Annotated in this window: 24 protein-coding genes; 9 read left to right on the forward strand and 15 right to left on the reverse strand. The window is 70.8% G+C overall.

The annotated features are described in order from the left end of the window. The first annotated feature begins 88 nt into the window (after positions 1-88). Positions 89-1171 carry a sensor histidine kinase gene (locus OIE13_RS13980; RefSeq protein ID WP_326639561.1) on the forward strand — a complete coding sequence of 361 codons (1083 nt, stop codon included), beginning with the start codon at positions 89-91 and terminating at the stop codon, positions 1169-1171. A 165-nt stretch (positions 1172-1336) separates the two neighbouring features. Then, the gene (locus tag OIE13_RS13985) at positions 1337-1942 is read left to right on the forward strand and encodes a response regulator transcription factor (protein ID WP_326639559.1); all 606 of its coding nucleotides are present in this window, start codon (positions 1337-1339) and stop codon (positions 1940-1942) included. Between the two features lie 180 nt (positions 1943-2122). Here the strand turns inward: OIE13_RS13985 and OIE13_RS13990 are convergent, their stop codons facing one another. Further along, complete coding sequence (locus OIE13_RS13990) at positions 2123-2977, reverse strand: SGNH/GDSL hydrolase family protein (protein ID WP_326639557.1); 855 nt, start codon at positions 2975-2977, stop codon at positions 2123-2125. A gap of 178 nt (positions 2978-3155) precedes the next feature. Between OIE13_RS13990 and OIE13_RS13995 the strand changes: the two genes are divergently transcribed. From OIE13_RS13995 to OIE13_RS14015, 5 genes are all read left to right on the forward strand, one after another. Next, complete coding sequence (locus OIE13_RS13995) at positions 3156-4385, forward strand: isochorismate synthase (protein ID WP_326639555.1); 1230 nt, start codon at positions 3156-3158, stop codon at positions 4383-4385. Between the two features lie 200 nt (positions 4386-4585). Further along, entirely contained in the window at positions 4586-5140 is a 555-nt protein-coding gene (locus OIE13_RS14000; RefSeq protein WP_326639553.1) for a GNAT family N-acetyltransferase, read from the forward strand. Between the two features lie 114 nt (positions 5141-5254). Then, positions 5255-5884, forward strand: a complete 630-nt coding sequence (locus tag OIE13_RS14005; RefSeq protein WP_326830103.1) for a hypothetical protein — start codon at positions 5255-5257, stop codon at positions 5882-5884. 144 nt (positions 5885-6028) lie between these two features. Then, positions 6029-6259, forward strand: a complete 231-nt coding sequence (locus OIE13_RS14010) for a hypothetical protein (RefSeq protein WP_326830104.1) — start codon at positions 6029-6031, stop codon at positions 6257-6259. Then, a complete protein-coding gene (locus tag OIE13_RS14015) occupies positions 6256-6750 on the forward strand; it encodes an NUDIX domain-containing protein (protein WP_326639549.1) in 495 nt (164 codons plus the stop codon). Before OIE13_RS14010 ends, OIE13_RS14015 begins: the two co-directional genes overlap by 4 nt. Here the strand turns inward: OIE13_RS14015 and OIE13_RS14020 are convergent. The 4 genes from OIE13_RS14020 to OIE13_RS14035 all read right to left on the reverse strand — a co-directional run bounded on the left by OIE13_RS14020 (position 6729) and on the right by OIE13_RS14035 (position 9230). After that, positions 6729-6980, reverse strand: a complete 252-nt coding sequence (locus tag OIE13_RS14020) for a hypothetical protein (RefSeq protein ID WP_326639548.1) — start codon at positions 6978-6980, stop codon at positions 6729-6731. The two genes, OIE13_RS14015 and OIE13_RS14020, sit on opposite strands and share 22 nt — an antisense overlap. Before the next feature lie 2 nt (positions 6981-6982). Continuing rightward, positions 6983-7618: a DedA family protein gene (locus OIE13_RS14025; protein WP_326639546.1), complete on the reverse strand. Its 636-nt coding sequence runs from the start codon at positions 7616-7618 to the stop codon at positions 6983-6985. A gap of 347 nt (positions 7619-7965) precedes the next feature. Further along, positions 7966-8607, reverse strand: coding sequence for a YigZ family protein (locus OIE13_RS14030; protein WP_326639542.1), 642 nt, complete (start codon positions 8605-8607; stop codon positions 7966-7968). After that, entirely contained in the window at positions 8589-9230 is a 642-nt protein-coding gene (locus tag OIE13_RS14035; RefSeq protein WP_326830105.1) for a glycosyl hydrolase, read from the reverse strand. Before OIE13_RS14035 ends, OIE13_RS14030 begins: the two co-directional genes overlap by 19 nt. A 337-nt stretch (positions 9231-9567) precedes the next feature. Here OIE13_RS14035 and OIE13_RS14040 point away from each other — a divergent pair, with 337 nt between their 5' ends. Further along, on the forward strand, positions 9568-10560 hold the full coding sequence (locus tag OIE13_RS14040) for a sulfotransferase family protein (protein ID WP_326639538.1): 993 nt from the start codon (positions 9568-9570) through the stop codon (positions 10558-10560). A 70-nt stretch (positions 10561-10630) separates the two neighbouring features. Here the strand turns inward: OIE13_RS14040 and OIE13_RS14045 are convergent, their stop codons facing one another. After that, positions 10631-11539 carry a hypothetical protein gene (locus OIE13_RS14045; RefSeq protein WP_326830106.1) on the reverse strand — a complete coding sequence of 303 codons (909 nt, stop codon included), beginning with the start codon at positions 11537-11539 and terminating at the stop codon, positions 10631-10633. 235 nt (positions 11540-11774) lie between these two features. After that, positions 11775-13097 carry a lanthionine synthetase LanC family protein gene (locus OIE13_RS14050; RefSeq protein WP_326830107.1) on the reverse strand — a complete coding sequence of 441 codons (1323 nt, stop codon included), beginning with the start codon at positions 13095-13097 and terminating at the stop codon, positions 11775-11777. 381 nt (positions 13098-13478) lie between these two features. Here OIE13_RS14050 and OIE13_RS14055 point away from each other — a divergent pair, with 381 nt between their 5' ends. Then, on the forward strand, positions 13479-15770 hold the full coding sequence (locus tag OIE13_RS14055; protein WP_326639533.1) for a helix-turn-helix transcriptional regulator: 2292 nt from the start codon (positions 13479-13481) through the stop codon (positions 15768-15770). Between the two features lie 136 nt (positions 15771-15906). Here OIE13_RS14055 and clpB read toward each other — a convergent pair whose 3' ends face one another. The 8 genes from clpB to menB all read right to left on the reverse strand — a co-directional run bounded on the left by clpB (position 15907) and on the right by menB (position 26021). Continuing rightward, complete coding sequence (gene clpB / locus OIE13_RS14060; RefSeq protein ID WP_326830289.1) at positions 15907-18507, reverse strand: ATP-dependent chaperone ClpB; 2601 nt, start codon at positions 18505-18507, stop codon at positions 15907-15909. Next, positions 18504-18938: a chaperone modulator CbpM gene (locus OIE13_RS14065; RefSeq protein ID WP_326639531.1), complete on the reverse strand. Its 435-nt coding sequence runs from the start codon at positions 18936-18938 to the stop codon at positions 18504-18506. The genes clpB and OIE13_RS14065 overlap by 4 nt, the downstream gene beginning before the upstream one ends. Then, positions 18935-19879: a DnaJ C-terminal domain-containing protein gene (locus OIE13_RS14070; RefSeq protein WP_326639529.1), complete on the reverse strand. Its 945-nt coding sequence runs from the start codon at positions 19877-19879 to the stop codon at positions 18935-18937. The genes OIE13_RS14065 and OIE13_RS14070 overlap by 4 nt, the downstream gene beginning before the upstream one ends. Further along, positions 19876-20535 carry a nucleotide exchange factor GrpE gene (locus tag OIE13_RS14075; RefSeq protein WP_326639527.1) on the reverse strand — a complete coding sequence of 220 codons (660 nt, stop codon included), beginning with the start codon at positions 20533-20535 and terminating at the stop codon, positions 19876-19878. The genes OIE13_RS14070 and OIE13_RS14075 overlap by 4 nt, the downstream gene beginning before the upstream one ends. Beyond that, the gene (dnaK, locus tag OIE13_RS14080; RefSeq protein WP_326639525.1) at positions 20528-22435 is read right to left on the reverse strand and encodes a molecular chaperone DnaK; all 1908 of its coding nucleotides are present in this window, start codon (positions 22433-22435) and stop codon (positions 20528-20530) included. Before dnaK ends, OIE13_RS14075 begins: the two co-directional genes overlap by 8 nt. A gap of 330 nt (positions 22436-22765) precedes the next feature. Beyond that, on the reverse strand, positions 22766-23248 hold the full coding sequence (locus tag OIE13_RS14085) for a general stress protein (protein ID WP_326639524.1): 483 nt from the start codon (positions 23246-23248) through the stop codon (positions 22766-22768). Between the two features lie 142 nt (positions 23249-23390). Continuing rightward, positions 23391-25049: a 2-succinyl-5-enolpyruvyl-6-hydroxy-3-cyclohexene-1-carboxylic-acid synthase gene (gene menD / locus OIE13_RS14090; protein ID WP_326639522.1), complete on the reverse strand. Its 1659-nt coding sequence runs from the start codon at positions 25047-25049 to the stop codon at positions 23391-23393. 117 nt (positions 25050-25166) lie between these two features. Beyond that, on the reverse strand, positions 25167-26021 hold the full coding sequence (gene menB, locus OIE13_RS14095) for a 1,4-dihydroxy-2-naphthoyl-CoA synthase (RefSeq protein WP_326647082.1): 855 nt from the start codon (positions 26019-26021) through the stop codon (positions 25167-25169). Between the last annotated feature and the right edge of the window lie 31 nt (positions 26022-26052).

Consider the following 26052-nt stretch of genomic DNA (forward strand, 5'->3'; position numbering starts at 1 on the left):
GAGTGGCCGGATGAGCGGAGAGCCGGAGGGAGCGGGGGTGACGGAGCGAGAGAGGCCGGAAGGGCCGAGAAAGGCGAAACCAAAACGGATGGAAGCGGCCAGACGGAAATGGTCGGGGAGGGGGAGAAGGCAGGAGCCTGGGGAGCTCGCCTTCTATCCGTGGCTGCTGATCGCCTATCCCCCGATCAGCGACCTCGTGGCAGGGCACGTACGGCCGGCGGCGCCGGCCGCACTGGGCGTCGTCGCCTTCGCCGCCCTGTACATGCTCTGCATCCGGCTGTCCTTCCACGGCCGGCGACGAGCGGCGACCGTGGCCCTGGCCGGGCTGCTGGTGGTGATCTTCCTGCTGCTGGCGGGGCCGGCGCAGAACTGGTTCTACCTCGCACCGCTGATGACGATCGCCTGCGGGGTCGTGCTGCGTGGCAGGTCCGTCTACCTCCTGCTCACCGTACTGACGCTCGCGCTGACCGTGGTGATGTGGCGCGCGGGAGCGAGCTGGGAGAGCATCTCCCTGGCCACCTGGGGAACGACCACCGGCGGCCTGGTGGTCAGCGTCGTGCTGAAGCTGTTCTCCGTGATCACCGAGCTCCAGGAGACCCGTGAGGAACTGGCCCGGGTCGCGGTGGCCGAGGAGCGGCTGCGCTTCTCCCGCGACCTGCACGACCTGCTCGGGCACACCCTGTCGGTGATGGTGGTCAAGGCCGAGGCCGTACGGCGGCTGGCCCCCCGCGACGCGGAGGCGGCGGTGCGGCAGGCGGTGGACATCGAGGCGGTCGGCCGGGAGGCGCTGACCGAGGTGAGGGCCGCGGTCAGCGGCTACCGGGGGCGCGGGCTGGCCGCCGAGCTGGCCTCGGCGCGCACGGTACTGGCCGACGCGGGCATCGCCGCCACGGTCACCGTCTCCGAGGGCCGCCCCGCGCCGGAGGCCGACGCCCTGCTGGGCTGGGCCGTACGGGAGGGCGTGACCAATGTCGTCCGCCACAGCGCCGCCCGCACCTGCGCGATCACCCTGGAGGGCACGGTGCTGGAGATCCGCGACGACGGCCGGGGAGCCGAAGCGGACGCCTCCGGCAACGGCCTGCGCGGCCTGGCCGAGCGGGTCGTCGCGCTCGGCGGCACGCTGGAGACCGTCGGCCGCGACGGCTTCCTGCTGCGGGTGACGCTCCCGTGATCGGCGACTTCCGGCTCAGAGACGCTCCCACTGCCGACGGTCTCCCTGGGAACGCTCCGATGATCGGCGGTTTCCCACCGGGGAGGAGTCTTCCATGATCACCTGCTTGCCGCCGAGGTCGGCGCTCATGCGATCGCTGGTTTTCCGTCGAGGAGGAACACTTCCATGATCAGGGTGCTGCTGGCGGAGGATCAGGGCATGATGCGCAGCGCGCTGGCCCTGCTTCTCGGCCTGGAGGACGACATCGAGGTCGTCGCCACGGTCACCGGGGGCGACGAGGTCGTGGCCGCCGCGCTCGACACGCGTCCCGACATCGCCCTGCTGGACGTCGAGATGCCGGGGATCAGCGGCCTGGAGGCCGCGGCAGGGCTCCGGGACCACCTGCCCGGCTGCCGGGTGCTGATCCTGACCACGTTCGGCAGGCCCGGCTACCTGCGCCGGGCGATGGAGGCGGGCGCCGCCGGATTCCTCGTCAAGGACAGCCCTGTCGAGGATCTCGCCGCGGCGATCCGCCGGGTCCTGGCGGGCGAGAAGGTGATCGACCCCGCGCTGGCCGCCGCCGCGCTGAGCACCGGCGCCAGCCCGCTGACCGACCGTGAGCGGGACGTGCTGGCCGCGGGGGCCGACGGCGCGACAATCGCCGACATCTCGCGGCGGCTGCACCTGTCGGAGAGCACCGTCCGCAACTACCTGTCCGCCGCGATCGGCAAGACCGGCACCCGCAACCGCATCGAGGCCGCCCGCACCGCCCGGCACAACGGCTGGCTATGAAAATCCGAAAAGGGGACAGATGCCCGGTTCGTCCCGCCCGCGGCGGGCGGGCACGCGGGACTTGAGGGAGGCCGGTCTCCCACGCGCCGTCACCGGCCACTCCGGGGAGTGGCCGGTCTCCCGCGCGCCGTCACCGGCCACTCTGGGCGGTACGGAACGCGGAAGCGCGCGCCGTCCGGCTCAGGGGGCGAGGACGGGTTCCCGGTCGTCCTCGGCGAGCCAGTCGCGCATCGCGCCGTAGGTCTTCTCCGCGATCAGCCGCTGGCCCGCGGCGTTGGGATGGAAGAAGTCCCACATGCTGATGTGGCTCAGCGTGAACGCCTGCCTGAACACCTCGTTGCCGTCGAACCGGCAGTTCGGGCCGTACACCGCGCAGACCCTGGCGAGTGCGGCGTTGAACCCGATCACCCGGGCGCGCACACGGTCACGGCGGGCCTGGTCGGCCGCCGAGGTCGAGGTGGGGTGCGCCAGCACGGTGGGACAGATCCGGCCCACCGCCCAGAACCCGCGTGCCACCAGGTTGTTCCTGCCGGCCTGCCAGAGCCGTCTGAGGTCGGGGATGCTCGCCACGAACACCCGGGCGTCGGGCCTGGCCGTCCGCAACAGCGCCAGGGCCCCGGCCACCCGGCTCTCGTAGACGGCCACGGAGGTCATCAGCCGCTCCTCGGACGCACAGGCGTCCTGGGCGCCGACCAGGACCGTCACGTAGTCGGCGCGGCGGTCGATCGCCTGCTTCACCTGCCCGGCCAGGTCGGCACTGGTGGAGCCGGGGACGGCGAGGTTCACATTGTGCCCCGCGAGTGCCACATCCGCCTCGCGTAGCCTCAGGTAGTGGCTCCTGACATCGCGATGATCACCGGTCGACCAGGAGTGCGAGGCGCAGGTGACGTACCACCCGCAGGCGTTGAACCCCGCGCTGATGGAGTCTCCGAGTGCGGCCATGACCACCGGCCGCCAGGGTTGCCCCGCCTGTGTCGCCCCGGCCGGAGCGGCCTGGGCGACCACAAGGGCGGCCAGCCCTGTGAGTACTGTCACAGTCCTGCGAAGCATGACACCTCCGCTGAGAGATCGCGTCTGCTTCGGATGTATCACCGCAGGCCAGGACGGCGGGGTCCGTTGACCGAGTGCCTTGGTTTTCTTGACACCGCGTGGCGCCCGTGCTGGCGGGAAACCGTCGTCGAACATGTTCAGTTTCCGGCATAGAGTGGCGGGGGTGAGTGTAGCGCTCGGATCAATCCGTCCTCTCGTGGTGAGAACCACCTCCGTCGACGACCCCGGCGACCTGTTCGCACGACTGCCGGAGACCGCGCCCTACGCCTGGGTCAGGCGCGGGGAGGGCCTCGTGGCCTGGGGTGAGGCCCTGCGCCTGGAGGTGCCGCCCGGCCCCCGGCGTTTCGACTGGGCCCGCGACCTGCTGTCGGACCTCTTCGGCGAGGCGGACGTCGACGACGACGTGACGACCCCCGGCTCGGGTCCCGTCGCCTTCGGCTCGTTCACCTTCGACCCGGAGTCGCGCGGGTCGGTCCTCCTCGTCCCCCGGACCATCCTCGCCCGCCGCGACGGCCGCGCCTGGCTGACCACCGTCGGCGAGCAGCGGCTCGACGCCGTCACCCCGCTCCGCGACCCGGGCAGGATCCGGTACGGCGACGGCAGTCTGAGCGCGCCGGAGTGGGAGCACGCCGTGGCCCGCGCCGTCCGGCGGATCAGATCGGGCCAGCTGGAGAAGACGGTGCTCGCCCGCGACCTGACCGCCGTCGCGGAACGGGCGATCGACGTCCGCCTGCTGCTGACCCGCCTGGCCGACCGCTACCCGGAGTGCTATACCTTCTCCTGCGCGGGGCTGGTCGGTGCCACCCCCGAGCTGCTGGTCCGGCGTACCGGGGAGACCGTCGAGTCCCTGGTGCTGGCCGGTACGATCGCGCGGGGCAGCGACAGGGCGGACGACATGGCGCGCGGCGCGGCCCTGTTCTCCTCGGAGAAGGACCGCCACGAGCACGCCTGCGCGGTCACGTCGGTACGGGAGGCGCTCGACCCGCTCTGCGCCGAGCTGAAGATCCCCGAGGAGCCCGAACTCCTGGTGCTCCCCAACGTCCAGCACCTGGCCAGCCCGGTGACCGGACGGCTGTCGGTGGGGGCCTCGGTCCTGGACGTGGTGGCGGCCATGCACCCGACCGCCGCCGTCGGCGGCACCCCGACCGGGGTGGCGCTCGGCGTCATCCGTGAGCTCGAGGGCATGGACCGCGCCGGTTACGCCGGTCCTGTCGGCTGGATCGACGCGCGGGGGGACGGCGAGTGGGGGATCGCGCTGCGCTGCGCCCAGATCGAGGGCCCCCGGGCCCGGCTGTTCGCCGGCTGCGGCATCATGGGCGACTCCGATCCCGCGTCCGAGCTCGCCGAGGCGCAGGCCAAGCTCCGGGTGATGCAGTACGCCCTGGAGGGCTGATCACCGCTGCGAAGGGCGTCGGCCGGGGCGACAAGTCGCTGACCAGGTAATTCCCCCCCGGCCTGGTCGTCCGCGGCCAGATGGGCGTACCCTCACAAGGGCAACACATCGGACATTTCCGGCAAGAAAACGATACTTTCTTCTGCTCGCTGTTCTCTCGTCGCCGCACGGCCGGCTTGCCCGCCGGGGAGAGGAAGACCATGGCGTTACTGACCACCGCCCGCCTCACGGTACGCGACTGGAGTCCCGAGGACTCCCGCGATGCTCTGGCCATCTACGGCACACCGGAGGTCACCCGGTGGCTGTCCCCGGCGATGAACCGGCTCGACGGCGAGCATGCCATGCGGACCACACTGGAGGCATGGCAACGTAACCGTGACACCCTGACGCCCCCGCTCGGCCGCTGGGCGATCGTCCGCAACTCCGACCAGCGGATCATCGGCGGCCTCTCCCTGAGATACCTGCCGCCCGACGAGGAGGACATCGAGATCGGCTGGCAGCTCGCCCCCGACTTCTGGGGCCACGGCTACGCCACCGAGGCCGGCCGGGCCCTGGCCGGGTGGGCCTTCTCCATCGGCGCCCACGAACTCGTCGCGGTCGTGCGGGTGAACAACGAGCGCGCCGCCGGCACGGCCAGGCGCATCGGCATGCAGTGGGTCGGTGAGACGGACAAGTACTACGAGACGCGTCTCAACGTCTACCGGCTCTGGCCCAGCGACCTCACCTCGGCCCAGGAGGACGAGCTCCGGCTCTGACCGGCGGGCGTCCCGGGGCGACCGTGGTCCCGGCCAGGGAGCTGCCGCACCACCTCGGGTGGGAAATACGGGAACTTCCGAGGCGCACGATGCCGCTGTTACTACGCTGGCTCGATGACCGATCAAACGATCTCTGCGGGTGGACCGGCGACGAGCCTCGACCTTGAGGCCATCATGGCTGCGGGGTGGGCCGTCCCCGAGTCCTTCACCGCTGAGGAGTTCAGCCGAGCCGAAGCGTTCTGGCAGGCACGGCGCGCGGAGGATGAGCGGCTCCTGCGGGTCCGCGCCAAGGCGGCCCACCTTGTCGAGTCCTGGACGGGACACACTCCGCGCGACGTCGGTTCCTTCGGGATCCAGCTCAATCTGGAGACCAGCGATCTGGACCTGGGGATCGGCTACCCGGTCGCCGGTCGCGAGGAGCTGATGGCGGCGCTCGCCCCGCACGCGGCGTTCAAGGGCGAGCGCCACACCCGTTTCACCACCACCAGGCTGGTGTTCTCCTTCGAGGTCGACGGCGTCGAGATCGACCTGTCGGTGCTGACCGAGGAGGACTTCGCGGTCGCGTGCCGCATGCTCGACGAGATCGACACCGGCATGACCCGGGAGGAGCGGGTCGCCCACACCTGGGTCAAACATCTCCTGCGCGCCACCGGCCGGATGGAGCAGTACGCGGCCTGGAAGCTGGCCACATACTCCCGCTACTGCCCGGAGTTCAACTGGGTTCCGATCTCCGAGCCTGCCTGACCTACAGCGGGTCAGGTCCCACACGGATCAGCCGCATTGATCAATTTCCAGCCTGTCGCGGCCGCCCACCGAGTGTGCTCGTAAAGGAGCCGGTCGGCGGCCTGCGGCGGCAGCGCCGCGACAACCCCTGGCACGGTGGCGTCCATGCGGCCCCGGAGCACCCCGAACTGTTCCTCCAGCGCGGCACCGATCAGCGGCTCCATCTACCGGTTCGACGACGAGATGCTGGTCAATGTCCACGTCTACGGGATTCTGGCGGCGTACACACCAACGCTGCACATTCGCCGCATCGACGGCGCCTACTACAACACGTACTTGGAGTCCTACGAGCGGGTATGGGCGGGTGCACGGCCCATCGAGGAGGATGACCTGTGAGCAAGCGCAGCCGCCGGATCGACTACTGGCAAGATCCTGACGCTCCCAAGCCGACCAGCCGCAAGCCGTCGGCGAGCGTGTTCGTCCGCAATGACGAAGGCGCCGTGCTGCTGCTGAAGCGCACCGACAACGACCTGTGGACCATCCCCACGGGCGGCCTCGAGAAAGGCGAGACCGTCGCGCAGTGCGCCATCCGCGAGTGCGAGGAGGAGACCGGCCTGAAAGTCGAGATCACCGGTCTCGTCGGGGTCTTCTCCTCTCCGGACCACGTGATCGTCTACATGCACGAGAACAAGGTCGACGAGGTGCGGCAACCGGTCAATGTCTGCCTGCGGGCCCGCGTGGTCGGAGGCACGATAGAGCCAGACCCCCGCGAAGCGCAGGAGGTGCGCTGGGTGGCTCCCACTGACCTGGGCGACCATCCCGTTCATCCCGCCCTGCAGCGCCGCATCGAGATCGGCCTGAGCGATCAAGCGCCGTACCTGGAGTAGCGCAGTGCCCGCCGCCCGTCGTACCCGGACACCCGCGCTCCGCCGAGCAGCCGCAGCCGGGAGACCTCGGCGTCCGCCAGCCGGACGGCCCCCGCCAGCACGCGCGGGCGTATCCGCGCCACGAACAGGAACGGGCCCGCCAGCAGGAGGAAGACCGGAGCGGCCGGGGCCGAGAGGGCCCCGAGCGCGAGACCGGCCAGCGCCCGGCAGGCCCTGATCAGCGGGTCCACGGTCAGGCGTGGTGCTTGCCCTTGCGCCTGTCGGACAGCCTGACCACCAGGAAGACCACCACGGCGAGGATCACGATGCCCAGCACGGTCTTCGAGACGATCCCCATGTACTGCTCGACCAGATCCCACTGCTCACCGAGCAGGAACCCCGCCATCACGAAGGTCGTGTTCCAGATGAGGCTGCCCAGGGTGGTGAGGAGGGTGAAGATCATAATGGGCATGCGCTCGACCCCCGCCGGGATCGAGATGAGGCTCCGGAAGATGGGGATCATCCGGCCGAAGAAGACGGTCTTCCTTCCGTGCTTGGCGAACCACGCCTCGGTCTTCTCAATGTCGGAGACGCTGACCAGCGGCAGCTTGGAGGCGATGAACACCACGCGTTCGCGGCCCAGCAGGGCCCCGACCCCGTACAGCGCCAGCGCGCCGATCACCGATCCCAGGGTCGTCCAGAGCACGGCGTCGAACAGCCCCATGTTCCCCTTGCTCGCGGTGAATCCGGCCAGCGGCAGGATCACCTCGCTGGGCAGCGGCGGGAACAGGTTCTCGAGTGCGATCGCCAGCCCCGCCCCTGGCGCACCCAGGGTTTCCATAAGGTTGATCGCCCATCCGGCGACCCCGTCGACATTCGGTGAACTCATAGGGACAAGGCTACGGAGAGTTGGGTAGGGCGTGGATGAGGAATGCGCCCGCTCTTGCCTCGTATGCGCCACAGGGCTCGGCTGTGGAAAACCGCAGCCGTCTGGGTCACGACCGTGACGATCACGAAATATCCGAGGTTCTCGCACGTCAGGTGGCGTATTGGCCGGTCTGGCGAGCGCGGTGGGGATGCGGGCGGAAGCCCTTGGCTGCCGGGGAAAGGGGGGCCGCACCCGTCTTCCGGCCGGGATCGCCGCAGCCAACTGTGACCTATCCCACATTGACCATCGTCGGAAGATGGTGGGGACCCGTGTGGGCGGCGTCCCGGCCACTACGGTCGAGCACCGTTTCAGCTGTTTCTGAAGCTGTTTCTGAGATGGACCGTCTCGCCCTGCTCGATCCTGGCGTGGCCCGCGGTCAGTGTGGCGACCCAGCCGGGGAAGGCCGCCAGGTCCCGCTCGCGTACCGCGACGCGGAAGCCGACCTCCGCGCCGTAGACGACCTCCCTGACCTCGTACGGCGAGATGTGCAGGTCGTTCTCCAACCGCCCGGCCCGCACGTGGTCCACGGTCACGGTCATGACCCTGGCGGGCACCATCTCGACCAGCGGCGTGAGATCCAGCGTCTTGCCGACCGACGAGCCGTACGCGCGGACCAGGCCCCCCGCGCCGAGCTTCACACCGCCGAAGTATCGGGTGACCACCGCCACCACGTCGGCGACGCCCCTGCGAAGGAGGGTCTCCAGCATCGGGGTGCCCGCGGTGCCGCCGGGCTCGCCGTCGTCGTCGGCCCGCTGGACGTGGCGGTCCCCGCCGATCACGTAGGCCGAGCAGTTGTGCGTGGCGTCACCGTGAAGCCGCCTGCGCCCGGCGACGAACTCCCTCGCGGCCTCCTCCGAGGAGACCGGGCCGACCGCGCACAGGAACCGGGATCGCTTGATCTCGATCTCGTGTTCTGTGGTGTCCTGCGGGGTCAGGTACGGGTCGGGCACCTGGCAAGGCTACCGGCGCGGGGCCGGCACGACGGTCCCGCGCGAAGGAGCGGCGGGTCAGAGGAAAGGAGCCCGGGGCTGGGCTGAGGCCGTACGACCTCGGCGCTCAGATCCCGCTGCCCCGGCCGCACGGGGAGGGAGCGGTCGGGGGGGCAGCGGGCCGCCTGGAAGGCGCGGCCCGCCCGGGTCGCGGTCCCGTCGCCGCGGAACAGCCCGCTGCCCGGTTCGGTCTCGGAGGAGGGCAGACCGAACCAGGCGTAGCGTCGCACGTACGGCAGGGAGGCCGGCATCCTGGTGGAGGCGGTGACGAAGGCGGCCTGCTGGGCGTCGGTGGCGTAGCGGGTGCCGTTGGAGAAGTCGATCAGGGCGTACTCGGTGAGCCGGATCGGCTTGCGGTAGCGCTTGTACACCGCCTGGACGTAGGACTTGAGCTGGCCGACCGCGGCCTGGGTGCGGAAAGTCGCCGCCGTACCAGTGCAGCGCGATGAAGTCGACGCGGTAGCCGCGGCCATGGAGAAGGCCCACAGCGACCAGCTCGCCCGGCTGGAGCCGTGACAGGCGTCACGCGCGCCCGGCGTCACGGGACCCCGGCGCTGCCGTTCGCCCGGCGGGCGCACCCGCACCTGGTGCTCGCCCTGCTCTACGCCGGAGCCACCGCGGCGACCGCGAGACCGGGAGGCGCGGAGACCTCAGAGGAACATCGGACTCGAAATACGGCACGGGTATCGTGTTTATTCATAACACGACAAAACTCCCACATAGCACCGAAATAGCAGAAAAGAACTCAGTGCTCATTGAACGGGACGGCAGCGCTCACGTCCACGACCCGGGGATAGGCGTCGGCGGCGGGAAACCCTCGACCGGGAAGCCCCCCGGGTCACGACGATCCCACGGCCAGGCGCTTGCCTTCGCCAGAAAAGGGGCTATATTTACCAATAATAATAGTAGGGATTAAGGGTAATGACGATGCCCCTGCCGAATTTCCTCACAATCGGTGCCCCTAAATCCGGGACCACCGCCCTGCACACCGCATTGGCCCGGCACCCGGGGCTGTTCATGTCCCCGGTGAAGGAGCCGAAGTTCTTCCTCAGCGACGGCCCCCCTCCCACCGGGGGAGGCCCGGGCGACGCCCAGACCTACCGCGAGCACGTCTGGCGACGCGAGGACTACGAAGCCCTGTTCGACGCGGCACCGCCGGGAACGCTCACCGGCGAGTCCACCCCGTTCTACCTCTACGATCTGGCGGCACAGCGGCGCATCAGAAAGACCATCCCCGACGTCAGGCTCATCGTGGTGCTGCGCGACCCGGTGGAGCGCGCCCACTCCAACTGGACACATCTGTGGTCGGCCGGACTGGAGCCGATCGGCGACGTACTGGAGGCCTGCGCCGAGGAGAGCCGAAGGGTCACGGCCGGCTGGGCGCCGTTCTGGCACTACCTCGGGCTCGGCAAGTACGGCAGGCAGCTCGAACATCTGTTCACCCTGTTCCCCCGCGACCAGGTGCTCGTCTACCGCTACCGCGACCTGGTCGACCGCCCCGTCGACACCCTGGACCGGATCTGCCGCTTCCTCGGTGTGGAGACCGGCGTCGTCACCGAGGTCCCCCGGGAGAACGTGACCGCCCACCCGGAGCCGACCCGCGGGCACCGGATGCTGTCGCGGGCGTTACGCATGGGATCGTCCGTGGGGCGGTTCCTGCCGTCGCGGGTGAGCGTGGCGCTGACCGATCCACTGGAGCGCAAGCTGCAGCGGCAGGCCCGCTCCCGCCAGCCGCTGACCTGGGACCAGCGGGAGAGGCTGATCCCCCACTTCTCCCAGGACGTGGCGCTGCTGCAGAGCGTGACCGGTGAGAACTTCAGCGACTGGCTGCGCCCCCGCGAGCGCTCCGGCGGCCTGGTGGGCGTCCGCCCCAACGGCCAGCGCCAGGCACGCAACGGCCGCCCTCAGGTTTGACACTCCCTCGCACGTGGCGGCACGGCCGGGGCGTGATCGGCATGGCCCGCGCAGGTCGGCGCGGCCGGGGTCAGCGCAGCTCGGTGCGGAGCTCGTGCGCCCCGTCCGCGCGGGTGTACTCGTAGTAGAGCCGCCGCCCGCCACCCGGCAGGTCCACGATGTCCAGGTAGCGCAGGCCACCGCCCACGTGCGGCGAGAGGGCGGCGGGCACGGTGCCGACCGGGGTCAGCTCCGCCGGGTCGGTACCGATCGCGACACCGGTCTTCTCCTCGTAGTTCTCCGCCGCGGTGGCCCTGCCGTCGTAGAAGGCCACCACCCTCTCACCGAGGAAGCGGACCGCCGCCACCCGTGTCCCCCGGGCGTCCCAGGTTCCGGGACGGCCGCTGAGCGCGGTGCCCTGCCAGGTCCACTCGATGCCGTCGGCGCTGGTGGCGTAGTCGGTCACCATCTGGTCGGCCTCGTCGGCATCGGCCAGGGGGTGGCAGGAGGCCCACAGGTGCCACACGTCGCCCTGCCGCACGATCACCGGGTCCTTGACGCCGGTCTTCGGGTCGCCGGGCAGCACCACCTGCCGCTGCGCGGCGCGGAACCCGGACGGATCGTCGGCCTGGAGCACCTCGACCCGCCAGTGCTTGGTGTCGTAGGTGGCGCAGCTGAGATAGAGCCGCCAGCGCCCCTCGGGCGTGCGGATCAGGGTGGGCCGCTCCAGTGACTCGGTGTCCATTTCCTGTCTGCCGATGGTGAGCAGGGTCTCGAACCGCTCACCGTCGGTGGAACGGGCGACGACGACGGCGTAGCCTCGGCCCTCGCCGACGGGGCGGCGCAACCGGTAGGCGAGGTAGATCAGCCCGTCGCTCTCCACCGCGCTCGGTGCACCGGCCCAGTGGCCCGCGCCCGGCCGGACCGGCTCGATCGCGACTGTGGAACGGCCGGGATCGGGAAGGAGGTCGTCGACCGTCACGACACCGGGATCAGGCAAGCCCTGGGTAGTACTCACGAAGAATCACCAATCATGTTGACCTCCACTCGGCCCTTCAGGGACCGAGATTCCCCCACACCCTCACCGAGAATACGGGCATACTCGAAGACTTCTCGGCCAATCGGTCGGCGGCCGAAGGGTATGTCTTCCTTTTCGCACCGCCCAGGCCCGGCGGCTCCGGAACGCGCCTCCGCGATGACCGGCCGGCTCGCGGACGACGTGCCTTCCAGGATCTTCAGGACCGGCGGAGCGTCGCGCTCGGCAGCGGGATGGCGGGGAACGGGTTGTCCGGCGGCAGGATGAGCCGCCGCGCCTCCTGCGGACGTGAGGTGGCGTCCAGGTGCAGGAGCGCGGCCCCGATGCCCGCGGCGCCGACCATGTAGCCGGTGTCGGCGGTGACCTCCCAGGGGCGCAGCCGCCGGTAGGCCTGATACCAGCGGGCGCCCCGGCCGTCGTGCCCGGTGGCCAGGCCGGTCAGGTTCTCCCCCAGAGCGCGGGCGAACTCCAGGTGCTGCGGGCGTCCGGTCGCCGCCCAGAGCCCGACGAACAGCTCCACCAGCCCGGCGGTGCCGCAGCACTGGCAGGCCGAGTTCCAGTAACCACCACTCCGGTCGGCGGGGGCACCGCTGCTGACGATCCCCCTGGCCAGCCGCTCGACCCAGTCGAGGTCTCCGGCGTCGCCCGACACCCGGTGCAGCTCGTAGAACGTCCGGGCGACGCCCGCGGAACCGGAGCAGAAGCCCAGGTAGTGCAGGTCGCGGCCCTGCGGGATGTGGTGCGGCACCAGTGCGCACCGCTCGGTCACGGCGCTGACCGCGCGGACGAAGTCGGCACCCCTGCGGGAGCCGTCGAGAAAGCGGCTCTCGCCGGTCACGCCGTACAGGCGGGCCAGCAGGAAGGCGGTGCCGGCCGTACCGGACAGGAACCCCGGGGTGACCGCGTCCAGCGGCAGGTCGGCACAGGCGCCCTCGCCGAAGCGGTGGCCGGGGACGGCGAGCGCGGCGATGCGGGCGCCGGCCTCGACGGCGATCTCCTGGTAGGCGGGCACCCCCAGGATGCCCCCGGCGTGCAGCAGGCCGAGGATGATCCCGCCGTCGCCGCGCTGGGCGGGGTCACCGGTCCAGCCCAGGCCGCCGTCGACAGGGCGGGCGGCGCGCACGATACGGTCGGCGACCGCGCCGGCCTCGACCTCGAATTCCCGCTCCCCGGTGGCCCATCCGGCCTCGGCGAGGGCGAACATCACCCCGGCCAGGCCGTGGTGGAGGGAGAGGTCGGCCTGTTCCCGCCAGGTGGCGGCGAGATAGCGGGCCCCGGCCCCGGCATCGTCGAGGTAGCCCTCGTCACCTGTGGCGGTGGCGAGCTCCAGGAAGAACAGGATGATCCCGGCCGCCCCCGAGTACAGCGACAGGGGGTGGTCCGGCATGGCGGCCTGGCCCCGGGGATCGGGGTTGGCCTGCCAGTGCCGTCCCCGTTCGTCGTCCACGGCCGCCGAACGGATCCAGCGCGCGGTCTCGATCACGGTGGCCAGCGGGCTCGTGTCCCCCGGCTCCAGGCTCATGGCGGCTCCTTCGTACGGCGAGACAATCATGTTACCTGTATTTCCTACAGGATAAATAGGTAATGCGATGGCGCCCACCTGACGGACCAGCAGCGACCCCGCCGCCACGCCCCATGGACTGACCCTACTGCCGTAGGCGACGTCCGCCCACCCTCCCGCGACATGGGCCGGCTTGAGCGCCGTGCTGCCCGGAGATCACGCTCGTCGAGCATCGGCTAGATCGACAGAACGGATGGAAGCATTGGTTAAAGGTCAAATCTGCACCAAACAACCAGGAGCCGGGAGCGCCCACCGCATGGCGTTTCGTCCGGTGGGGATGTCATAGCAGGTAATCACCGCTAAGGAAGCTCTGGCGTATGACCCCAGATCCGAGACAAGATCATGCACGGCCGGAGAGATGAGCAGGCGGCGGTCCTCGCCCTGCTGGGAGGCATCGCGTCCCCGACGGTGAACGTCATGCTCGTCGAGGGCGAGCCGGGGATAGGCAAGACGCTGCTGCTCGGCGAGGCAGCCGGCCTCGCCGCCGCACAAGGGACGGCGGTCGCGAGCGGGCGGGCCGACGAGCTGGGACGGCTGACACCACTGGGACCGCTGCTGTCGGCTCTGGAGGAGTCGCCGGCGCCCATGACCGTGACCAGGAACGCCTTCCCCGACGGCCCCGGCCTGCTGCTCTGGCTGGCCGAGCAGGTCAGGACCTCGCTGGAGAGAAGGCTGGGCGCGGGGCCACTGCTGGTGACCCTGGACGATCTCCAGTGGGCCGATCCCGCCACGCTCATGGCCCTGCGCACCCTGCCCTCGCGACTGGCCGAACGGCCCGTGGCATGGCTGCTGGCCTGCCGCAGCACCCCGGCGCGCGGCGACGCCAGACGGCTGTTCGACCTGCTTGAGGAGGAGGGGGCCACCCGGACCGTACTGCGCCCGCTCGGAGAGGGCGCGGTCACCGAGGTCTCCACCGACATTCTGGGCGCGATCCCCGGGAAGGGCCTGGCGGCGCTGGCCGCCCAGGCCGGCGGCAACCCGCTCCTGCTGTCCGAATACCTCACCGGACTGCGCGAGGAGGGCGCCGTCCTCGTGGAGGACGGCGTCGCCCGGCTGGCCGAGACCGCCCCCGCCGGGGCGGAGCTGCCCCTGCGGGTGCACACCGCCGTCCGGCGACGGCTGAACGAGCTCGGCACCAGGACCCGGTACCTCCTGGAGGCCACGGCGGTGCTCGGGCGCTCGTTCTCGCCGGCGTACGCGGCCGAGATGCTCGGCGAGACCCCGGCTGCGCTGCTTCCCGCGCTGGAGGAGGCCCTGGCGGCCGGTGTTCTCGTCACCACCCCCGACGAACTGGCGTTCAGGCACGAACTGCTGTGGCGGTCGGTCGTCGAGAGGGTGCCCCAACCGGTGCGGCGGGCGCTGCGCGAGCAGGTCGAGCGCGCCGCCCGGGCGCGCCCGGCCCATCTGACCGGGGGCGGCGGCGCCGAGACGCTGACGGACCTGGCCCTGCTCGCCTGGGACGAGGGCAGGCTCTCGCACGGGCTGGACCTGGCGCGCGAGGCCGTGGGGAAACCGGCCGGCGGGCGGTGGCAGCCCCGGGCCGTGCTGGCCTCGATGCTGATCGACCTCTGGCTGCTGGACGAGGCGGAGGCCACAACGGAGAGCGCCGCGGCCGAGGCCGAGGGCGAGCCCGCGTGGGCCGCGGAGATCCCCGTCCTGCGCGCCCGCCTGCACCTGGCCGCGGGCCGGCTCGGCAGCGCGATCGAGCACGCGGAGGCCGGTCTGACCACCGCCGGGACTCTGGACGCCCCGCTCCTGGCCTCCTCGGCCCTGTCGGTACTCGGCACCGCGGCGCTGCGGGCGGGCGACCTGCCGAGGGCCATCAGATACATGGAGGGAGACTTCGCCAGGTCGGCGCGGTGCCTGCCCCCGTACACGCGGTTGCGTTCGGAGCTGGTGGCCGGGCGGATCAACGAGGCACGTGACGGGGCGGCGGGCGGGATGAGCTCGCTCGGCGTGCTGTACGACGCGCTGCCCCGGCACACGGGGGCGCTGACCAGCGAGCCCACCGCCGCGGCATGGCTGGTACGGATGGCGATGGCCGCGGGCCAGCGGCACAGGGCCGACACCGTGGTCGACGCGGCCGAGGGCATCGCCTGGCGCAACCCCGGCCTGCCCAACCCGTCGGTGGCCGCCGACCACGCCCGTGGCCTGCGGGAGGGCGACCCCGAGGCGCTGGGCCGCGCGGCGGCCGGGCACCGCGATCCGTGGGCCAGGGGCTCGGCCGCGGAGGATCTGGGCGTGCTGCTCGGCACGGGCGGCGGCTGCCGGGATCTGGCCGTGGAGAACCTCAAGGTCGCGCTCGCCTGCTACGGCGCGGTGGAGGCCACCCGTGATGCCGCGCGGGTGCGGGGCAGGCTGCGGCTGCTGGGCGAGCGGCGCCGCCACTGGGTCAGGACCACCCATCCCACCTCGGGGTGGGCCAGCCTGACCGGCACCGAGCAGGCCGTCTGCGACCTGGTCTCCCAGGGGTTGACGAACCGGAACGCCGCCGAGCAGATGTTCATCAGCGAGCACACGGTGGCCTTCCACCTGCGGCAGGTCTTCCGCAAGCTGGGCATCCACTCACGGGTCGAGCTGGCCAGGCTCTCCGCCGAGGAGGGCGCCCACCAGGGTCACCGGGCTCCTCGCTAGTGGCCCCACACCGAACGTTGACCGGGAAACCCGCAGCGGGGAACAGACGTTCCGGCCCGGAAAAGCCCGGTCAGGGTTCGGAGACGCCCCACCAGTTCCGGCATTGCGCGATATTTGGTGATATTGCCAATTCTCCTCATCCGTAGGTGACGGAGAGCTCGTCCTCGGCGAGGTCGACCCGGACCACAGCCCCCTCGTGCGCCTCCCCGGACAGCAACGCGCGGCCGATTCGCGTCTCGATCTCCCTGGAGATGAACCGGCGCAGCGGGCGGGCACCGTACACCGGGTCGTAGCCCCGCTCGGCGATGTACCTGAGCGCGGCCTCGGTGACGTCCAGCCGGATGCCCCGCTGTTCGAGACGGGTCCGCAGCTCGACGAACATCAGGCCGACGATGCGCTCGATCTCCTCCAAGGTGAGCGGCTTGAAGATCACGATGTCGTCGACGCGGTTGAGGAACTCGGGGCGGAAGTGCGCACGAAGCTCGGCCATCACCCGCTGCTTGGCGTCCTGCTCGATCTCCCCGCTGGGCGTGACGCCGTCGAGGAGGTAGACGGAGCCGATGTTGGAGGTCATGATCAGGACGGTGTTGCGGAAGTCGACGGTCCTGCCCTGCGCGTCGGTGAGCCGCCCGTCGTCGAGCACCTGCAGCAGCGTGTTGAAGACATCGGCGTGCGCCTTCTCCACCTCGTCGAAGAGCACCACGGAGTACGGCTTGCGCCGCACGGCCTCGGTCAGCTGGCCGCCCTCCTCGTACCCCACGTAGCCGGGGGGCGCGCCGACGAGGCGGCTGACCGTGTGCCGCTCCTGGTACTCGCTCATGTCGATGCGGATCATGTTGTCCTCGGTGTCGAAGAGCGCCTCCGCGAGCGCCTTGGCCAGCTCGGTCTTGCCGACACCTGTCGGTCCCAGGAAGATGAACGACCCGATCGGGCGGCGCGGGTCTTTGATGCCGGAACGGGCCCGGATGACGGCATCGGCCACCAGCTGCACCGCCTCGTCCTGGCCGATCACCCGCTCGTGCAGGATCTGGTCGAGCCGCAGGAGCTTCTCCCGCTCGCCCTCCTGCAGGCGGCTCACCGGGATGCCCGTCCACCGGGAGACGATCATCGAGATCTCGTCGTCGGTGACGACCTCGCGCAGCAGGCGCGCCGTCCCCTGCTTGGAGAGCAGACGCTCCTCCTCCGCCTCCAGCCGCCGCTCCAGATCGGGCAGCTTGCCGTGCCGCAGCTCCGCGGCGCGGTTGAGGTCGTAGTCGCGTTCGGCCCGCTCGGCCTCCGCGCGTACGTGCTCGATCTCCTCGCGCAGGCTCTGGACGGCGCGTAGCGCGTGCCGCTCGGCCTCCCACTGCGCCCGCATGGCGTCGGCCTCGGCACGCACGTCGGCGAGCTCGGCGCGCAGTTCCTTCAGGCGGACCCCGCTCGCGAGGTCCTCCTCCTTGGCGAGCGCGGCCTCCTCGATCTCCAGGCGCATCAACCTGCGGGTGAGCTCGTCGAGCGCGGCGGGCATCGAGTCGATCTCCGTACGGAGCATCGCGCACGCCTCGTCCACCAGGTCGATGGCCTTGTCCGGCAGGAAGCGGTCGGAGATGTAGCGGTGGCTCAGCACAACGGCCGCCACCAGCGCACTGTCCTGGATCTTCACCCCATGGAAGATCTCCAGGCGCTCGCGCAGGCCGCGCAGGATGGAGATGGCGTCCTCGACCGAGGGCTCGTCGACCATCACCGGCTGGAACCTGCGCTCCAGGGCGGCGTCCTTCTCGATGTGCTTGCGGTACTCGCTGAGGGTCGTCGCCCCGATCATGTGCAGCTCGCCGCGGGCCAGCATGGGCTTGAGCATGTTGCCCGCGTCCATGGCGCCCTCGGCCGCTCCGGCGCCCACCACGGTGTGCATCTCGTCGACGAAGAGCAGGATCCGCCCCTCGGCGGCCTTGACCTCGTTGAGCACCGCCTTGAGGCGCTCCTCGAACTCGCCCCGGTACTTGGCCCCCGCCACCAGCGAGCCCATGTCGAGGCTGAAGACCGTCTTGCCCTTGAGTCCCTCCGGCACGTCCCCGTGGCTGATCCGCTGCGCGAGTCCCTCCACGATGGCGGTCTTGCCGACGCCGGGGTCACCGACGAGGACAGGGTTGTTCTTCGTCTTGCGAGACAGGATCTGGACGACGCGGCGGATCTCGGCGTCGCGCCCGATGACCGGGTCGAGCTTGCCCGACAGGGCATCGGCCACCAGGTCGCGCCCGTACTTCTCCAGCGCCTCGTACGCCACCTCGGGCATCGCGGACGTCACCCGCTGATTGCCGCGGACCGCGGTGAGCGCCTTGAGGAAGCCGTCCCTGGTCAGCCCCTGATCGTGCAGCAGCCTCCCGGCGGAGCTCGAACTGCCCTCCTCAAGCAGGGCGATGAGCAGGTGCTCCACCGACACGTACTCGTCCTTGAGCCGGTCGGCCTCCCGCTTGGCCGTCTCCAGCAGGCGGGAGAGCCGCTGCGTCACGTAGATCTGGCCAGGCTCGGCACCGGGGCCGCTCACATGGGGGCGGCGGGCCAGCTCGGCCTCCAGGTCGCTCCTGAGCCTGTCGGTGTCGACGTTCGCGTACGAGAGCAGGCGTGGTATCAACCCCTCCGGCTGGTCGAGCAGCGCCAGCAGCAGGTGCTCGCCGTCCACCTCGGTGTTCCCGAAGCGCAGGGCCTTGGTCTGCGCGTCGTGCAGCGCCTCCTGCGACTTCTGGGTCAGCTGGTTCATGTCCACGGCGAGCCTCCGGTGAGTCGGGAACGGTCACGTTGGGCGGCCTCCAACTGGGCGATGCGGTCCAACAGGTCCAGTACGAGGCCGAGCGCGGCATAGTTGATCGAGAACCCGGCCCGCAGCCGCCGGATCCGCGCCATGGTGAGCAGCTCGGAGGGCGAGAACCACAGGTGCCCCGCGGAGTCGGTCCCGGCGTCGAGCACGCCCAGCGTGACAAGACGCCGCACCAGCTCGGGGTGGGTCCCCGCCGCGTGAGCGAACGTCTCCAGATCCAGGCGCTCGGGCCTGGCGAGCTGGTAGGTCCGCTCCGCTTCCCGAGGGGCTCTCAGCAGGCGGGAGGCGGAGCCCCCGGCCGAGGCCGCCCCCCGAGGGCCGGAGGGTCGCGGGCCCGGGTGGGGCGACCTGCGCTCCGGGAAGGGGTGGGTCATCGCTGCCTCCTCGGATCGAACGTGGAGACCGCGGCGAGCTGCTCGAACAACCGCCGCTCCTCCTCCGGCAGCCGGGCCGGAACCATGATCCGCACCTCGGCGTACAGATCACCCGCCTTGTTCCGAGGGCTCGGCATCCCCCGGCCGCGCAGCCGCAGCCGCTTGCCGCTGGAGGTGCCCGACGGCACCTTGACCTTGGCCTCACCCGCGGGGGTGTCGACCGCGACGGAGGCACCGAGCGCCGCCTCCCACGGGGTGACCGGGAGCAGGACGTGAATGTCCCGCCCCTCGACCCGGTACCGGGGGTGCGGCGCGATCCTGACGACCAGGTAGAGGTCGCCGGCGGGAGCCCCGTCGCCGCCCTTTCCGCCCTGCCCGGCCAGCCTGACGCGCTGCCCGTTGGAGACGCCCGCGGGAATCTCGACCTGCAGCCTGCGCGAGCCGACGGTGAGCGAGCGGCGGCCGCCCCGGTATGCCTCCTCGACGGTCAGCTCGATCTCGGCCTCCTGGTCGGCGCCGGGGATCGGCCCCCAGCCTCCGCCGGCCCTGCCTCCTCGTCCGGTGAACAGCCCTTCGAGGAGGTCGTCGAGGTTGATCCCCTCCTCGAAGCCGGCCTGGCCGCCGGCCCTGCCCCGGCCCGCACGGCCCGCACCCGCACGCGTACGGCGGCCTTGCGCGCGCGCCCACGTCTCGGGGTCCACGTCCTCGGGCACCTGGCGGAAATTCGCCCCGAACGCGTCATAACGGCGCCGGGTCGCGGGGTCGGACAGCACGCTGTATGCCTCGGAGACCTCCTTGAAGCGATCCTCGGCGGCCGGGTCCCTGTTGACGTCGGGATGGTTGGCCCGCGCCAGCTTGCGGTAGGCGCGCTGGATCTCCTCCTGTCCAGCGCCCCTCTGCACTCCGAGGATCTCGTAGAAGTCGCGGTCAGGGGGCATCATGCCCCCTTGGCCACCACGACCAGCGCGGGCCGCAGCTGTTGTTCGCCGTCCCCGTAGCCGGGCCGCACCACCTGCAGGACCGTGCCGTCGGGCACGCCCTCCTGCGGGAGCACGGCCACCGCCTCGTGCCTGGCCGGGTCGAACGCGGTGCCGACCTCGTCGCGGCGCGGGTAGCCGAGGCGAGAGAGCACCTCCTGCGCCTGGTCCCTGATCGCCCGCATCCCGTCCACGATGGAGGCGGGATCGGTCTCCGCGTGCTCCAGCGCGCGGTCCAGGTTGTCCAGCACGGGCAGCCACTCGCCGGCGGCCCGCGCCCGCTCCTCGTCGCGCACCCGCCCGGTGTCCCTGCTGACGCGCTTGCGCAGATTGTCGAGGTCGGCGAGGGCGCGCCGCCAGCGGTCCTGCAGGTCGGTCACCAGGGCCTGGAGCTCGTCGACGCGGGCCTGGAGGTCGGCCGGGGCGGCCCCGGCCTCCCCGTGCACCTCCTTACCGTGCGCCTCCTTGCCATGCGCCTTCTGACCATGCGCATCCTTGCCTCGCGCCCCCTGCTCGCGGGCTTCCCTACCGTGCGGCTCCTTACCGTGCGCTTCCCGGCCCCCGTGTTCCTCCTGGCCCCCGTGCCGGTTCTGGCCCCCGTGCCCGGCTGCCTCACTCATCGGTCGTGAACTCCGCGTCGATGACGTCGTCGTCCCTGCCGCCACCCGCCTGGCCGCCTGGTGCCCCGGACGCGCCCGCCCCCGGACCCCCCGTACCGGAAGCGCCGGAGGCCGACGCGCCAAGGCTGTGGTAGACCTGCTGGAGCTCGGCGGTGAGCGAGCGGACCCGGTCGAGCGGGGCCTCCTGCTTGATCGCGTCGCGGGCGTCGTTCACCAGCATCTCGCCCCGCGCCTTCTCATGGACCGGCACCGACTCACCCAGTTCCGCCAGGCGGTGCTCCACCTGGTAGGCGGCGCTGTCGAGCTCGTTACGCGCGTCGATGACCTGACGCATTCGCCGGTCCTCCTCGCGATGCCGCTCGGAGTCGGCGACCATCCGCTCGACCTCGCCGGCGTCCAGGTTCGAGCTCTCGCTGATCGTGATGCGCTGCTCGGCACCGGTGTCCTTGTCCTTGGCGGAGACGTTCAGGATCCCGTTGGCGTCGATGTCGAAGGTCACGTCGACCTGCGGCACGCCGCGCGGAGCGGGCCGGATGTTCTCCAGCCGGAACCGGCCGAGGGAACGGTTGTCGGCGGCGCGCTCGCGCTCGCCCTGCAGCACGACGACGTCCACCGCGGTCTGGTTGTCCTCCGCGGTGCTGAACACCTCGGACCGGCGGGCCGGAATGGTGGTGTTGCGCTCGATGACCTTCGTCATGACCCCGCCGAGCGTCTCGATGCCGAGGGAGAGCGGCGTCACGTCCAGCAGCACGACGTCCTTCAGCTCGCCCTTGATGACGGCGGCCTGGACCGCCGCGCCCAGCGCCACGACCTCGTCGGGGTTGACCGTCATGTTCGGGTCCTTGCCACCCGTCATGCGGCGTACCAGGTTCTGGACCGCGGGCATCCTGGTCGAGCCGCCCACCAGGATCACCTCGTCGATGTCGTCGGCGGTGAGCTTGGCGTCGGCCATGGCCTGCCGGATGGGGGGCCTGCACCGTTCGAGCAGGTCGGCGGTGATCTCCTCGAAGGTCGAGCGCCGCAGTGTGCTGTTCAGGTGCTTGGGACCGGAGGCGTCCGCCGTGATGAAGGGCAGGCTGACCTGTGTCTGGGTGACCGCCGACAGTTCGACCTTGGCCTTCTCCGCGGCCTCGAAGAGCCGCTGCAGGGCTTGGGGGTCCTGGCGCAGGTCGATGCCGTTGTCACGCTGGAACTCGTCGGCGAGGTGGTCGACGATACGCCGGTCGAAGTCGTCGCCGCCCAGATGGGTGTCGCCCGCGGTCGCCCGTACCTCGACGACGCCGTCGCCGATGGCGAGGATGCTGACGTCGAAGGTGCCGCCGCCCAGGTCGAAGACGAGCACGGTCTCGTTCTCCTTGCGGTCGAGGCCGTAGGCGAGGGCCGCCGCGGTCGGCTCGTTGACGATCCGCAGGACCTCCAGGCCGGCGATCTTCCCCGCGTCCTTGGTGGCCTGGCGCTGGGAGTCGTTGAAGTACGCGGGCACGGTGATGACCGCCTCGGTGATCTTCTCTCCCAGGAACTTCGAGGCGTCGTCCACCAGCTTGCGCAGGACGGCCGCGGCGATCTCCTCCGGCGCGTACAGCTTCTCGTGGATCTTGAAACGGACGGCCCCGTCCGGGCCGGGGACGACGTCGAACGACACGGCGTTCATCTCGCTGGTGACCTCGTCGTAACGACGGCCGATGAAGCGCTTGGCCGAGTAGATCGTTCCCTTGGGGTTCAGGATCGCCTGGCGGCGGGCAAGCTGCCCGACCAGGCGCTCACCGTTCTCGGTGAACGCCACGACCGACGGCGTCGTCCGCACCCCCTCGGCGTTGGGGATCACCGTGGGCTTGTCGCCCTCCATTGTGGCGATCACCGAGTTAGTGGTGCCAAGGTCGATTCCAACTGTTTTAGGCATGCTGGTCTCCTGTGCGATATGACGACAGCGGCACTCGCCGGACGGCATGGCATCTCCGCCCCGCTCCTCGGACCTGGTCGCTCCGCGCCCCGGTGATCCCGGTGATCCCGGTGATCCCGGTGGCGGGCATGGGAGCCCGCCGCGGGCGAAGATCGCCTGCGGCGCCCGGCGCGGGCCCTGTTCAGCCCAATTCGTCCCAGTTCTGCCCTGTTCGGCCCTATTCAGGAAGCGCCGATGTTCAGGAAGCGCCGATGTTGCCGATGTTCAGGAAGCGCCGATGTTGCCGATGTTCAGGAAGCGCCGATGTTGCCGATGTTCAGGAAGCGCCGATCAGCTCTGCTGGGGCATCTGCGGGGACATGCCCACGTTGAGCAGCCTGCGTGCCTCGGCCGCGTACGAGCTCGCGACCAGCACCTCGTAGCGGTCGGCGGCGATCGAACTCGACGAGAGGAAGTCGCGTTTGCCCGCGGTGAGCGCGTGGCCGATCAGTCCGAAGATCGCTCCGGCCACGGCACCCCAGATCAGGCCCCACAGGACCAGGACGAAGGGGAAGCGGCCCGGAGTGAAGATCGCGAAGAACAGGCCGATCAGCAGGCCGATCCAGGCACCGCCCCCGGCTCCCATCAACGCGGCGCGAAGGTAGGTCAGCCGCCCGAGCACCTTCTCGACGAGCCGGAGCCCGACTCCGACGATCATGGTGTGCTCGACCGGGAACTTCTGGTCGGAGAGCTGGTCCACGGCACGCTGAGCCTCGGCGTAGGTGCCGAAACCCGCCACCATCTCATAGCCGTGCAAGTTGACATCGGATGGCATGGCACTTCCCTTCAACGGGCACCCACGAAGTGGATCCGTACCCGCTCACCATGCCTTTCGCGATGACGCCCGCACATCCCCAGATCTGACAGTCATCTCCACCATGAGCCGACGCGGGCGCGACCGCCTTGGCTGGGGCGCGTCACGACATGACATCGCGGACGGCGGCGTGGGCCGCGTCACGCATCATGCCGTGCAGCACCGCGTTGGACTCCCGTTCCGTCCGCACCTCGACGATGCGCAATCCCTCACCGCGTAGCGCCTTCACCAGCTGGCCCGGCTCGTTCACGAAGGTGTACGGCGTGCCGGTGGCGGCTGCCACATAGCCCAGGTCCACTCCGTGCGCGGTGCCGAAGATCCGCTCGAAGGGGTCGCGGAGCGCGGCCTGGGGAAGCAGCGAGAAGATCCCGCCGCCGTCGTTGTTCACCACGACCAGGCAGAGGTCGGGGCGGGGCTCGCGGGGACTGAGGACCAGCCCGTTCTGGTCGTGCAGGAAGGTCAGGTCGCCCATCAGGGCGTAGGAAGGACCGTTGTGGGCCAGGGCCGCGCCCATCGCGGCCGACACGACGCCGTCGATTCCCGCCGCTCCCCGGTTGGCCAGGATCCGCAGCCCCCGCCGGGAGCGCATCGCCTGGTCGAGGTCACGGATCGGCATGGAGGAGCCGGAGAACAGCAGCGATCCGTTGGGCAGCGCGTCCACCAGGTCGCGGGCCAGGCGCGGCTCGCTGAGCCCGGTCCCGTCCAGCACGTCGTCGATCGCGGTCCTGGCCGCCGCCTCTGCGCGGCGCCAGGAGTGCAGCCACGTGTCGTCGCCCGCCGGGATCGGGATCTCCACCACCTGGGCGACCTGGGTGGCCGAGCGGGTCGGGTCGGGCCAGCGGGTCATGTCGGCGGCGACCACGATGTGCTCACCGGCGTGCTTCAGCCAGTCGAGCAGCGGCCGCGACAGCCCGGGGCGGCCCAGGGTGACCACCACGTCCGGCCGATGCCGGTCGGCGAACTCCGGGGTGCCGAGGAGGAAGTGGTAGGTCGACATCGCGTGGTCGCCGTAGCGGGCGCCGCCGTTGGGCTCCGACAGAACGGGCCACCCGGCCATGCCCGCCGCCGCCACGTATCGGCGCACGTTGGTCGCGCCGTCACCGACGACGAGCACACCCCGCCGGGTCGGCGGCAGGTGCAGCGCCACCGACGGGGAGCCCACCCTGGCGCGGATCCACGGCCCCGGCGCGTCGCTCTCCAGGGACTCGCACCAGGAGAGGTCACCGTCAGAGATCAGCGGCTCGCGGAAGGCCACGTTGAGATGGACCGGTCCCGGGTCGTACGGGCCCAGCGCGCGCTGGTAGGCGCGGCAGGCCAACGACCGCCAGTAGGCGACCTGCCCCGGCCGATCCTCGGGCACGCCGACCTCGCTGAACCAGCGGACGGCCGTGCCGTACAGCTTGATCTGGTCGACGGTCTGGCTCGCGCCGGTGTCGCGCAGCTCGGATGGGCGGTCGGCGGTGAGCACCAGCAGCGGCACCCCCGACTCGTGCGCCTCGATGACGGCCGGATGGAAGTTGGCCGCCGCGGTGCCGGAGGTACAAATCAGGACGACCGGGCGCTCGCTGCGGCGGGCCAGCCCCACCGCGAGAAAGGAGGCCGAGCGCTCGTCCACCCGCACGTGCAGCCGGATACGGCTGTCGGCGTGCACGGCGAGGGCGAGCGGCGCCGAGCGCGATCCCGGCGCGAGCACCACGTCCGTGACACCGCAGCGGGCGAGCTCGTCGACCAGCACGGTCGCGAGCACGGTCGCGGGATTCACCGCATCGCCTCCTTAACTTCACACCTGGGGGGGTAAGCCCATCCCGAGGCGCGCGAAACCGACCTCACCTACACGGGACGGCACACCTCTGGACCGAACCCGTTCGGATCGCTGCCCCTAGGGACGGCGCGGGAACCTGCCGAAGTCGGGGGCGCGCTTCTCCTTGAACGCGTCGCGGCCCTCCTGCGCCTCCTCGCTCATGTAGTAGAGCAGGGTGGCGTCGCCGGCGAACTGCTGCATTCCCGCGGCACCGTCGGTCACCGCGTTCAGCGCGCCCTTGAGCATGCGCAGTGCCAGCGGCGACTTCTCCAGCATCTCCCTGGCCCACCTGACCGTCTCGGCCTCAAGCTCGGCGAGCGGCACGACCGCGTTGACGAGGCCCCAGTCCAGGGCGGTCTGCGCGTCGTACTGGCGGCAGAGGTACCAGATCTCACGGGCCCGCTTCAGGCCGACGGTCTCGGCCAGCAGCCAGGAGCCGTAGCCGCCGTCGAAGGAGCCGACCTTGGGACCGGTCTGGCCGAAGACCGCGTTGTCGGCGGCGATGGACAGGTCGCAGCACACGTGCAGCACGTGGCCGCCGCCGATGGCGTAACCGGCGATCATCGCGATGACCGGCTTGGGGCAGCGGCGGATCTGGACCTGCAGGTCCAGCACATTGAGCCTGCCGACGTGCGGAGTGGACTTGTCGACGTAGCCGTCGTCACCGCGGATCTTCTGGTCGCCCCCGGAGCAGAAGGCCCTGTCGCCCGCACCGGTAAAGATGATCACGCCGACCTCGGAGTCCTCCTGAGCGGCGTTGAAGGCCTCTTTGAGCTCGAAAAGCGTCGTCGGGCGGAACGCGTTGTGCCGCTCCGGACGGTTGATCGTGATCTTGGCGATGCCCTCGCCGGTCTCGTAGACGATGTCCTCGTACTGGCCGGACCTCTTCCAGCCGACCGCATCGTCCCGCTCGGGAGTCGTCTCCGCCGCCACCTGCTCGTTCGCGCCAGGCTCGACTCTCTCC

This window comes from Streptosporangium sp. NBC_01810 (assembly GCF_035917355.1).
Taxonomy (GTDB): Bacteria; Actinomycetota; Actinomycetes; order Streptosporangiales; family Streptosporangiaceae; genus Streptosporangium.